The sequence below is a fragment of the Streptomyces sp. RKAG337 genome, from assembly GCF_023701715.1.
Lineage (GTDB): Bacteria > Actinomycetota > Actinomycetes > Streptomycetales > Streptomycetaceae > Actinacidiphila.
On the sequence record NZ_JAJOZA010000001.1, the window covers coordinates 6,933,879 to 6,945,482 of the forward strand.

9 protein-coding genes are annotated in these 11,604 nt (G+C 73.4%); 7 read left to right on the top strand and 2 right to left on the bottom strand.

Annotated elements, in window-relative coordinates:
- Positions 1-64: 64 nt before the first annotated feature.
- Positions 65-1,141 carry a hypothetical protein gene (locus tag LNW73_RS30665; RefSeq protein ID WP_250992159.1) on the bottom strand — a complete coding sequence of 359 codons (1,077 nt, stop codon included), beginning with the start codon at positions 1,139-1,141 and terminating at the stop codon, positions 65-67.
- A gap of 125 nt (positions 1,142-1,266) precedes the next feature.
- Here LNW73_RS30665 and LNW73_RS30670 point away from each other — a divergent pair, with 125 nt between their 5' ends.
- The 5 genes from LNW73_RS30670 to LNW73_RS30690 all read left to right on the top strand — a co-directional run bounded on the left by LNW73_RS30670 (position 1,267) and on the right by LNW73_RS30690 (position 7,686).
- Positions 1,267-1,719: a DUF4442 domain-containing protein gene (locus LNW73_RS30670; RefSeq protein WP_138355457.1), complete on the top strand. Its 453-nt coding sequence runs from the start codon at positions 1,267-1,269 to the stop codon at positions 1,717-1,719.
- Between the two features lie 226 nt (positions 1,720-1,945).
- The gene (locus tag LNW73_RS30675) at positions 1,946-5,464 is read left to right on the top strand and encodes a DNA polymerase III subunit alpha (protein WP_250992160.1); all 3,519 of its coding nucleotides are present in this window, start codon (positions 1,946-1,948) and stop codon (positions 5,462-5,464) included.
- The gene (locus LNW73_RS30680; RefSeq protein WP_285391850.1) at positions 5,461-6,522 is read left to right on the top strand and encodes a DNA polymerase Y family protein; all 1,062 of its coding nucleotides are present in this window, start codon (positions 5,461-5,463) and stop codon (positions 6,520-6,522) included. Before LNW73_RS30675 ends, LNW73_RS30680 begins: the two co-directional genes overlap by 4 nt.
- Positions 6,523-6,530: 8 nt before the next feature.
- Positions 6,531-6,878, top strand: coding sequence for a GNAT family N-acetyltransferase (locus tag LNW73_RS30685; RefSeq protein ID WP_250974423.1), 348 nt, complete (start codon positions 6,531-6,533; stop codon positions 6,876-6,878).
- Between the two features lie 115 nt (positions 6,879-6,993).
- Positions 6,994-7,686 (top strand): DedA family protein, encoded by a 693-nt coding sequence (locus LNW73_RS30690; RefSeq protein WP_250992162.1) that lies wholly within the window; start codon positions 6,994-6,996, stop codon positions 7,684-7,686.
- A 37-nt stretch (positions 7,687-7,723) separates the two neighbouring features.
- Here the strand turns inward: LNW73_RS30690 and LNW73_RS30695 are convergent, their stop codons facing one another.
- Entirely contained in the window at positions 7,724-8,308 is a 585-nt protein-coding gene (locus LNW73_RS30695; protein ID WP_250992163.1) for a gamma carbonic anhydrase family protein, read from the bottom strand.
- A 341-nt stretch (positions 8,309-8,649) separates the two neighbouring features.
- Here LNW73_RS30695 and LNW73_RS30700 point away from each other — a divergent pair, with 341 nt between their 5' ends.
- Positions 8,650-9,972: an MFS transporter gene (locus LNW73_RS30700; protein ID WP_250992164.1), complete on the top strand. Its 1,323-nt coding sequence runs from the start codon at positions 8,650-8,652 to the stop codon at positions 9,970-9,972.
- A gap of 145 nt (positions 9,973-10,117) precedes the next feature.
- Positions 10,118-11,428, top strand: coding sequence for a non-ribosomal peptide synthetase (locus tag LNW73_RS30705; protein ID WP_250992165.1), 1,311 nt, complete (start codon positions 10,118-10,120; stop codon positions 11,426-11,428).
- The last annotated feature ends 176 nt before the right edge of the window (positions 11,429-11,604 follow it).

The window sequence follows — 11,604 nt, forward strand, 5'->3', positions numbered from 1 at the left end:
CCGTCCGCCGCGGTGCCACCGGATTTCGGCGGTGGGCACCCGTCCGGCCCACCGCCGTCGGCGGTCACTTCTTCTTCAGCTCGCGGATGCTGCCCATGATGGTGGTGATGGTCGCGTCCGGCAGCCCGTCGGTGACGCCCGCGCCGCGGTCGGCGTACAGCACCCACACGGTCAGGGCCTTGGTGGAGTCCACCCAGGCGACCGTGTAGACGACACCGTCGGACGTGCACTTGTTCTTCTTGGGCACGTTCTTCGCGGTGGCGGAGGAGGAGAAGCCCGTGATGCCGTGCGAGTTGGTGAACGGCTTGGCGGCCGTCTTGGCGACGGTGACCTTGCCGTCCTCCTGGTATCCCCAGTACGCCCACGACTCGGCCTGGACCTCGGCGGCCTCCCGGACGCTTTTCGCGCCGTTGGCGCCCTTGGTCCCGACCGCGGCGCGCTCGTCCTTGTCGCACCAGTTCTCTTTGTAGAAGGCGGGCGCGCCCATGGTGACGGCGGGCTTGCCCTTGTCCTCGAAGCCGATGAGGGTGCCCTCGCTGGCCAGCGTCCAGTTGGCCGGCACGTCGAAGGCGACGTTGCGCTCGGTGCGCCGGACGACCTGCCAGCCCGGGACCACGGGCTTGATCTCGACGGCGTTCGGATCGCCGCGCGAGTCGTCGCCGGTCCCGCCGGTACCCGCCGCCGTGGTGTTCGAGGCGGAGGGGGTGGGGGTCGGCTTGGCGCTCTGCGAAACGCTCGGGCCGGCGCTCGGGTCGGCGACGTCGGCCTTCTTGTCGTCCCCCGACAGGTAGACGCCGCCGATGACCACGGCCGCTATCACCGCCACGGCGGCCACGATCGACACGGCGATCGTCATGTTCTTGCGGTTGCCGGGCTGCGGGCCGCCGGGGCCGGGGCCGCCGGGCATGGTGGGCGGTCCCCACTGCGGCGGCGGGCCGGGCGGCTGTCCGGGCTGCTGGTACTGCCCCTGCTGCGGCTGTTGCTGCGGGTAGCCGTAGCCGGGTGTCTGGTACGGGGACGGCGTCTGGTAGGGCGACGGCGCCTGGTACGGCGGTTGCTGGTTCGGGTCCTGCGGGTACTGCCCCTGTGGGTTCTGCTGTGGGTACTGCTGTCCCCCGGGCTGCTGCTCTCCTGGCCACATGGCCAGAAACACTAGGGGGTGAGGGCTTCCGGTTCCACGCCGCCCCTCATTACTGGTCAGTAATTTATGCTGACGGTCCCACGGATGCCCTGGGCAGGGTTACTACTCGCTGGTAACATCCAGGCATGTCCGAGACCCTGCCTTCGACCGGCGAACTGCTTGCGGCCACTGTGCCCATGGTCCGCACCCTGAACCTGCAGTTCGGGGAGACCAGCGCGGAGCGTGCCGTCGTCACGCTGCCCGACCAGCCCGACTTCCACAACCACGTCGGCGGCCCGCACGCCGGCGCCATGTTCACCCTGGCCGAGTCCGCCAGCGGTGCGATCGTCCTGAGCGCCTTCGGCGACCAGCTCTCCCGCGCCGTGCCGCTCGCGGTCCGCGCGGAGATCGCGTACGCGAAGCTCGCGATGGGCCCGGTCACGGCCACCGCCGAGCTCGGCCGCCCCGTCGCGGACGTCGTCGCCGAACTCGACGCGGGCGAGCGCCCGGAGTTCCCCGTCCGCGTCACGATCCGCCGCGAGGACGGCGCGGTCACCGGCGAGATGAGCATCATCTGGACGCTGCGCCTCAACCGCTGATCCACTCCGGGCGGCCAGGTCCGCCGCACGTCTCCTCAGGGCGCGGCCGGTTCATCCGGCCGCGCCCTTTGTGCGTCATCCGGGCCGCCGACGGACTCCGGGTGGGTCTTGTCACCCTCGCCGACCGCTGCTGATCGAACAAAGATTCGATCTGTGGTTTATGGTGAAGAGGCAGGTCCGAGGGTCGGACCGGGGGCAGGGGGCACATGAGCGGCAGGAGGCGTGTATGTCGTTTACGCACCTCCACACCGCGAGCGGTTTCTCCCTCCGCTACGGGGCCAGCCACCCCGGGGCTCTCGCCGAGCGGGCCGCGTGGCACGCCATGGACGCCCTCGCACTGACCGACCGGGACACGGTCTCGGGCCTCGTACGGTTCGCGGCGGCATGCACCGCGGGCGGTGTGCGCCCGGTCTTCGGCGTGGACCTCGCCGTCGAACCCGTCCCTCCCGTCTCCGTCCCCGGCCCGGCTCCCGGGACCGCCCCCGCCCGGCGGCGCACCCCGGTGCGCGGTGGCGCGTACATCGACGAGTCGGCGCCCCGGATCGTCCTGCTGGCGCGGGACGCGGCCGGCTGGGCCGCGCTGTGCCGGCTGGTCAGCGCCGCCCATGCGGGCGGCGACCGCCCGCTGCTGCGCTGGGCGGACCTGGAACGGCAGTCGGCCGACGGTCTGACGGTGCTGCTGGGACCGGCCTCCGAGCCGGTGCGGGCGCTGTCCGCGGGCCGTCCGGACATCGCGGAGCGACTGCTCGCACCGTGGCGCGAGCGGTTCGGCGAGGACCTGCGGCTGGAAGCGGTGGACCACGGGATCCCCGGTGCGGGACCGGGCTCCCTGCGGCTCGCCGCGCACACGGTGGGGCTGGCCGACCGGCTGGGCATCCCCGCCGTCGTCACCAACGCGGTCCGCTACGCGGATCCCGCGCAGCACCGGGTGGCCGACGTGCTGGACGCGGCCCGGCTGCTGCGGCCGATCGACCGCCGCCGGCTGGACTCCGGACAGCGCTGGCTGAAGAGCCCGCAGGACATGGCGCGGGCCGCGGAACGGATCGCCGGGGCCGCCGGGCGCGGGCGCGGTGGCGCCGCCCGGCTCCTGGCGGCGACGCGGGAGACGGCGGACGCGTGCCGGATCGACCCGAAGGCCGATCTGGGCATGGGCAGGCCGCACTTCCCGGAACCCGAACTGGCCGGGGCGACCGCGGCCACCGCCGGCCGGGTGCTGCGCGAGCGCGCCGAAGCCGGTCTGGCCCGGCGCGGCCTGGAGCACGCGCCGGACGCCCGGCGCCGGCTGGACGCGGAACTGACGATCATCGGCAAGCTCGGTTTCGAGACGTACTTCCTCACCGTCGCCTCCGTGGTCTCCGACGCCCGGGACCTGGGGATCCGGGTCGCGGCCCGCGGCAGCGGCGCCGGGTCGATGGTCAACTACGCGCTGGGCATCTCCAACGTCGACCCGCTCGAACACCATCTGGTCTTCGAACGGTTCATGTCGCTGCGCCGCCACTCCCTGCCGGACATCGACCTCGACACCGAGTCGGCCCGCCGGCTCGACGTCTACCGCGCGGTGATCGGCCGCTTCGGCCCCGCGCGGATCGCGACCGTCGCGATGCCGGAGACGTACCGCGCCCGGCACGCGATCCGGGACACCGGGGCCGCGCTGTCCCTGCCGCCCTGGGAGATCGACCGGCTGGCGAAGTCGTTCCCGCACATCCGGGCCCGCGATGTGCGGGGGGCGCTGGCCGAACTGCCGGAACTGCGGGAGGTCGCCGCCCACGCGGACCGGTACGGCCCGCTGTGGGAGCTGGTCGAGGCGCTGGACGGGCTGCCGCGCGGGGTGGCGATGCACCCGTGCGGCGTCCTGCTGTCGAACGCGTCCCTGCTGGACCGCACCCCGGTGGTGCCGACCAGCGGTGAGGCGTTCCCGATGAGTCAGTTCGACAAGGAGGACGTCGAGGCGATGGGCCTGCTGAAGCTCGACATCCTCGGCGTGCGCATGTGGTCGGCGATGGCGCACGCCACCGCCGAGATCCGGCGGGCCACCGGCCGGGACATCGATCTGGAGGACCGCGCCCAGGTGCCGCCGGACGACCCGGCGGCGTTCGAGCTGATCCGCGCCTCGGACACGCTCGGCATGTTCCAGCTGGAATCGCCCGGCCAGCGCGACCTGCTGGCCAGGCTGCAGCCGACCACCGTCGACGACATCGTCGCCGACATCAGCCTGTTCCGTCCCGGACCGGTCGCCGGGGGCATGCCGGAGCAGTACATCGCCGCGCGGCACAGCACCCGGCCGCCGCGGTATCCGCACCGGGACCTGGAGCCGGTGCTCCGGGACACCTTCGGGGTGACGATCTGGCACGAGCAGATCATCGGCATCATCGCCGCGCTGACCCGCTGTGAGCCTGATCTGGCGGAGGAGGCGCGGCGCTGTCTGGCCGACCCCGTCCGGCGGCCGAAGGTGCGGAAGTGGTTCCACCGCGAAGCGGCGGCGCACGGCTACGCGCCGGCGGTGCTGGCCGAGGTCTGGGGGATCCTGGAGGCGTTCGGCGCCTACGGTTTCGCGCGCGCCCACGCCGCCGCGTTCGCCGTTCCTGCGCTGCAGTCGGCGTGGCTGAAGGCGCACTTCGCGGCGGCGCTCTACGCCGGGCTGCTGGAACACGATCCGGGGATGTGGCCGAAGCGGGTGATCCTGGCGGACGCGCGCCGGCACGGTGTGCCGATCCTGCCGCTGGACGTGAACGCGTCGCGCTCCGCCTATGTAATCGAACTGGAGTCTGATAAGTGGGGGTTGCGGCTCGCCCTCTCCGAAGTACGCGGCATGTCGGAGGCCGAGGCCGGGCGGATCGAGGCCGGGCAGCCCTACTCCTCACCGGCGGACCTGTGGGAGCGGGCCAGGCCGTCCCGTCCGGTGCTGGAACGCCTCGTCCAGGTCGGAGCGCTCGACCCGCTGGCCGCCGGGCTCACCCGCCGCGACCTGCTGCTCCAGGTCTCCGAACTGCACCGGCAGGGACGCGCCGCCGTACCCGGCGGACAGCTCGCGCTCGCCGCACAGGAGTCCGCGGTCCCGGCCGGGCTGCCCGACATGAACGCCGGTGAGCGGACCGGCGCCGAACTGGAGGTGCTGGGCATGGACACCACCCAGCATCTGATGGAGCATCACCACGCGCTGCTGGAGGAACTGGACACGACGCCGGCCCGGCGGCTGCACGAGGTGCGGCACGGCGAGACCGTGCTCGTCGCGGGCATCAGGGCCTCCACCCAGACGCCGCCGATCGCGTCCGGGAAACGGATCATCTTCGTGACGCTCGACGACGGGTCGGGCCTCGTGGACCTGGCGTTCTTCGAGGACAGCCACCAGCAGGCCGCGCACACGGTGTTCCACTCCGGCCTGCTGCTGGTCCGCGGCACCCTCCAGCGGCGGGGGAAACGCGCCTTCAGCGTCGTCGGCTCCGCCGCCTGGGACCTCGCGGAACTCGCCGACCTGCACCAGGACGGCGGCCTCGCGGCGGTCGCCGCCCGTCTCGCGGAGCCGACGGCCGGACCAGCGGCCGATTCGACGGCTGATGCGGCCGCCGGGTCGACCGCGGACCCGGACGCACGCCCCGGCGCGGACGCGGCCGATCCGGTCGGCGGCCGGCGCATCCGGCACGAGACCGGCGCCGAGCTGCACCCCTGGGCCGACCTCCAGCCGCCCGGCGACCGCACCGCCCCCAGCAGAAAGCTGTGGCACTCCAGCCAGGGGAGCGCAGGATGAGCCGCCACCCAGCCGGTCGGGCCGCTCACCCGGTCGATGGGGGAGCCGGTCCGGTGCCGCACATCCTCTATGTCCACCTCCACGCGCCCGCCGGCTCCGTGCCGCACGAGGACGTCTACGAGATGCTCCTCGACCTGCTCCGCGGCATCACCCCGGTCGTCCAGGCGCTGCCACCCGACGCGGCCCTCGCCGACGTCCGCAGCGCGCTGCGGTACTTCGACCGGGACGCCGCCGGCCTCGCCCAGCTCATCCGGGTGCGGGCCCTGGCCCTGCACGGCGTCGACTCCACGATCGGCGTCGGACCCAACCCGCTGCTGGCCCGGATGGCCGCCGCGGACGGCCCCGCCTGCGCGGTCCGGGTGCTGAGCGGTGACGGGCCGGCCGTCGAGGACTTCCTGCGGAACAAGCCGGCCGCCGCGCTGGACGGCATCGGACCCGCCTCCGCGAAAACCCTGGCCGGCTACGGGCTGGACACCGTCGGACGCATCGCCGCCACCCCGCTGGGCACCCTGCAGCGCGCACTGGGCGCGACCGCCGGCCGGCGGCTGTACGACAGGGCCCGCGGTATCGACCCGACGCCGGTCGTCCGGGGCGCCCCCGCCCGCTCCATCGGCGGTGAACGGCGCTTCGGACAGGACGAGCTGGATCCGGAGCGGCACCGCCGGGCGCTGCTGTCGCTCACCGAGGAACTCGGCGCCCGGCTGCGCACCGAGCGCCAGGCGGCCCGCTCCCTGACCCTCACCGTCCGCTACGCCGACCGTTCGACGACGACCCGCACCCGGACCCTGCACGAGTCGTCGGGGCACAGCGCGGTGCTGCGGACCACCGCCTACCAGCTCTACGACGCGCTCGGCCTGCAGCGGGCCCGGGTCCGCACCCTTTCGCTGCGCGCCGACGGCCTGCTGGCGGAGGAGCTGACCGCCCGGCAGCTGAGCCTGGAACCGGGCGACGACAAGTCCCGGCTGATCGAGGCCGCCGCCGACCGCGCCCGCGCCCGCTTCGGCCCCGCCGCCGTCCGCCCCGCCGGTACCGCGCACCGGGCGCCCCGTCGCGCATGATGGAGGGCATGGACATTCGTGACGAGCGGGCGGTGGGCCGCCTGGGGGCATGGGCCGGGGACGAACTGATCGGCCGGATCAACTATTTCGTGCTGGAGGACGACGGGACCGGTGGCGGGAGCGCGCTGGTCGCCGTGCACACGGTGGTCGAGCCGGGACACCAGGGGGAGGGCATCGCGGGCGCGCTCGCCGGGGCGCTGTACGAGCTGGCCGCCGCGGAGGGCCGGGCCGTCGTACCGCTGTGCCCGTACGTGGCGGCCTGGTCCGTCAAGCACTCCGACCTGGCCCCGGAGCCGGATCCCGCGCTGGCGGCCCGCGCGCAGGAGCGGCTCCTGGCCGACCCCGACCTGTGGTGAGAGAGGCCGGGGGAGCGGTCCGCCGGCCGCACTGCCGTGCGGAGCGGTTCGGTTAGGCTTCACTGACGTGGGCCGCGGCGCACGGTCCGGATGGTGTCCAGGGGAGGACTCGGCAGTGCACGTGCAGGAATGGATCGAGACGATTCCGCCGCTCGCCGTCTACCTGGTGGTGGGGCTGGTCATCGGGATCGAGAGCCTGGGCATCCCGCTGCCCGGCGAGATCGTCCTCGTCACCGCGTCACTGATGGCCTCGCAGGGCACGATCAACCCGTGGATCGTCGGTGCCTGCGCCATCGCGGGCGCGGTGATCGGTGACTCCATCGGCTATTCGATCGGCCGCAAGGGCGGCAAACCGCTGCTGGACAAGCTCGGCCGGAAGTTCCCCAAGCACTTCTCGCCCGGCCATGTCGCCACCGCCGAGCGGTCGTTCGAGCGCTGGGGCATGTGGGCGGTCTTCGTCGGCCGCTTCGTCGCGCTGCTGCGGATCTTCGCCGGCCCGCTGGCGGGCGTCCTGAAGATGCCGTACTGGAAGTTCCTCATCGCGAACGCCCTCGGCGGCATCGTCTGGGCGGGCGGCACCACCGCCGTCATCTACAACGTCGGTGTGGTGGCGGAACCGTGGATCAAGCGGTTCGGCTACTTCGGTCTGGCGGCGGCCGTGCTGTTCGGGATCGCCTCGTTCCTCTTCGTCCAGCGGCGTGCCAAGGCCCACACACCGGATGAGACGCCGGAGGCGGACGCATCGGCGACGCCGGGAACGCCGGTGGAAGGCACCGCCGAAGCCGTGGTGGCCCCCACCGGCGAGTGACCTCGCGAAGGGCCCGGCGGACCGGGCACCGGGCCGCTCAGGCCCCGTCGGCCGGTTCCCCGGCCGGCTCTTCTCCGACCGGCTCTTCAGCGGCCGGTTCGAAGGCGGCCCGGTGGGCGCGGGAGAGCTCGACATAACCCGCGGCGTTGAGCAGCACCGACTCCCGCTCCTCCGCGGTCAGCTCACGCCGCACCTTGGCCGGCACCCCGGCCACCAGTGACCCCGGCGGTACGCGCATCCCCTGCGGTACGAGCGCGGCCGCGGCGACCAGCGAACCGGTCCCGATGTGCGCGCCGTTCAGGACCGTGGCGCCCATGCCGATCAGTACGTCGTCCTCGACGGTGCAGCCGTGCAGCACCGCGTTGTGACCCACCGAGACCCGCTCGCCGACCACGACGGGGAACCCGGGGTCCGCGTGCACCGAGCAGTTGTCCTGGATGTTGCTGTCGGCGCCGATGCTGATCGACTCGCAGTCGCCGCGCAGGACCGCGTGGTACCAGGCGCTGGAGCCGGCCGCCATCGTGACGTCGCCGACGACGACCGAGGTGGGCGCGGTGAACGCCGCCGGATCCACCTGGGGCTTGCGCCCCGCCACATCGGCAACCAGTGCCCGCTCCGCCATGGAATCCACCCTCGCATCCGCGCCTTCGCTGTCGAGCAGCACGGTATATGACGGGCCGGTCCCGGCGACGGGTCGGTAGGTGCATACGGCATCGAAGCGGGGCAGGGACTGTTTTCGGTCAGAGGTGCGATTCCTGGCGCGTTGCCGGTGATCGTCCGGCCACGGCCGTGCGGGGGCTGTCCGATCCTCTTGTCGCGGGGCCCCAACGTGCATAGTTCATCCCGAGGTTGCCCGGATCCGACGGAAGATTTGCTGATTTAGTGGAGGTAGTGCAAAAGATTCGACCGAAAGTGTTCTTTGCGCTTTGACTGTTAACGGCGTTTGCGGTGAAGGTCTGGCACATGTCCCCTTTACCCCGAACCGCGTCGAGCGGCCCGCTGCGCATGCGCGACTTCCGTCTGCTGCTCGCCGGCGCCGCGGCCGGCCAGGTCGGTGCCCAGGTCACCCTGGTCGCGCTGCCCCTGGTGGCGGTCCTCGAACTCAAGGCGCCCGCGTTCCAGGTGGGGCTGCTCACCGCCGCGGAGACCGCCGCGTTCCTGCTGATCGGCCTGCCCGCAGGGGCGCTGGTCGACCGGATGCGCAAGCGCTCGCTGATGATCCGCGCCGACATGGTGCGGGCGCTCGCCATGGCGAGTGTCCCGCTGGCCGCGGTCGCCGACGTCCTGACGATGGTGCAGCTGTACATCGTCGCCCTGGTCACCGGCGCCGCGACCGTCTTCTTCGATGTGGCCGACCAGAGCTATCTCCCCGAACTCCTGCCCAGGGAACAGCTGATGGCGGCCAACGGAGCGCTGGAGACGGTCCGCTCCTCCGCCCAGGTCACCGGTCCCGGCCTCGGCGGCGGGCTGGTACAGCTGGTCGGGGCGCATCTGGCGATCGGGGCCGACGCGATCGGCTACGTCGTCTCGGCACTGTTCCTGTCGCGCATCGACAAGCCGGAGAGCAAGCCGGAACCGGTGCCGGGCGCTTCGCTGCGCAAGGAGATCGGTGAGGGGCTGCGCTTCGTGCTCGGCCACCGGCTGCTGCGCGTCATCGCGACCAGCACCGGCCTGAGCAACTTCTTCACCGCGATGCTGATGGCCACTCAGACCATCTTCCTGGTACGGGTGATCGGGCTGCAGCCGGCCGCCATCGGTCTGATGCTCTCCGCGTCCGCCGCCGGCGGACTCGCCGGTGCGCTCTGCGCCGGCAGGCTCGCCGCCCGGCTCGGCCAGGCCCGCATCATCTGGCTGTCCGCCCTGGTGACCGGCCCGTTCGCGCTGCTGTGGCCGCTGTCCGGCCGGGGAGCCGCCGCCGTGCTGTTCGCCGTCGGTTCCGGAGTGGTCTCCTTCGGCGCGGTCGTCTACAACGTCGCCCAGGTGAGCTTCCGTCAGACGCTCTGCCCGCCCCGGCTCCTGGGCCGGATGAACGCCACCCTGCGGTTCCTGGTGTGGGGCACGCTGCCGCTCGGGGCCCTGGTGGGCGGCGCCGTGGCCGACGGCTTCGGGGCGCGCGCCGCCCTGTGGGTCTGCGCGATCGGGTTCCTCGTCGTACCGCTGCGGCTGCTGCTGTCCCCGCTGCGCCGGATGCGCGATCTGCCGGCCGCCCCGGACGACCTCGAGGACGCCGTCGCGGGCGGCTCCGACGCCTCCGCCGGCCGTAGCGAGTCCGCTTCCGTCAGCTGACCCGGTCGGGCATCCGGCCGGACCCGGGACCCATCGCCCGGCCCGACCACGCCCGGAACCGCCACGCCCGGAACCGGCACGTCACGGAACGCTCCGTCCCGAACCGCTCCGTCCCGAACCGCCCTGCCACGTCAGAGAGGATCACATGCCCCGAACCATCACGGGCCAGTACCTGGCCCGCTACCAGCGCATTGCCGCCGACGACGGCGGTACCTCCCTCCTGCCCGTCACCGGAGCCCAGCGGCGCTTCGTGCTCGTGCGCGCCATGGACCCCTCGGGCCGGCCCGACATCGTCCCGATGTTCTTCGCCTTCCCGGGCGGCACCGTGGATCCGGTACGGCTGCGCGCGGCCGCGAACCGGCTGGCCGCCCTGCACCCCGTGCTGCGCGCCCGCCCGGAGGTGCTGCGCGGCACCCCCGTGCTCCGTCTGACGGAGCCCGACGTACCGGTGGAACACGTCGTCCGCGCCCCCGGCGAGGACGCGGCCACCGCGCTGCGCCGGGTCCTGGCCGGCTGGACCGCGCAGGGCTCGCCGCTGCGGCTGTACCTGGTCCAGGACGGGCCGGCCGCCGGGGACGAGGTGCTCGCCGTCGTCCTGGACCACACCGCGTGCGACGGCCAGTCCCTCGCCCGGATCGTCGAGGAACTCACCGCCGCCTACCGTGACGAGCCGGGATCCGCGGGCCCGGAGCCCGCCGAGGCGGCCGCGGAACTCGCCGCCTACCGCGAGGCGGTCCAGCTGCAGCTCGACGCCGAACAGCGCGCGGGATCCGCCGGCGCGCTGGAGTACTGGGGCGACCGGCTGCGCGTGGTGCACGAACGGGCCCCGCAGCTCCCGCCGCGGACCCCCGTCACCGGCTCCCGGCCCACCGGCGCCGCCGAACTGCGGCTGCCCGCACCCGCGTCCGGCGTACCGTTCCCCGCCCTGCTCGACGCCTGCCGGGCCGCGGCCCGGGTGCTGTACGGGCCCGGCCACGTGCTGCCGATCGGCTACCCGTGGGGCGGCCGCCCGGCCGGCGCACCGCCGGTCCTGGGCTGCTTCCTCAACACCGTGGTCTTCCCGGCCGCGACGGTCGACGTCCCGCACGCCCCGGACGAGACGGCCACCCAGTGGTGGGACGACCTGGACCGGGCCGACACCCCCTTCGACGAAGTGGTGCACGCCGCCCGCTCGGCCGGTTCCCAGTGGTCCGGCCGGCTGGACGGGCTGCTGACGGTGGACGACGCCCGGCGCCGTCCCGCGCTGCGGCTCGGCGGGGTGGAGGGCCGTGAGGTGCACATCGACGGCCGGCAGGTGCGCGCCCCGTTCGCGGTCTCCGTCACCCACGGATCCGAACTCCACATCCGGATGGTGTGGGACCGCACGGTGCTCGACGACGCCGCGGCCCAGGACGGGTTCGCCGCCTTCCGCGACGCGGTACGCGCCCCCGTCCGGGCCGACGTCCCCGTCGGCTGACCCACAGCCACAGCCACAGCCACAGCAGGACTCACAGCCACAGCAGCCGCAGCCGAAGCGGCGCGCCACGTCCCGCAGTCCCGCCCGTCACGGCGTAGGGCTGTGACGCCCTGATCCAGTACCGCCGGCCCGGACCGCGTGATCCGCGGACCGGCCGGTGAACCGCGGGCGGAAGC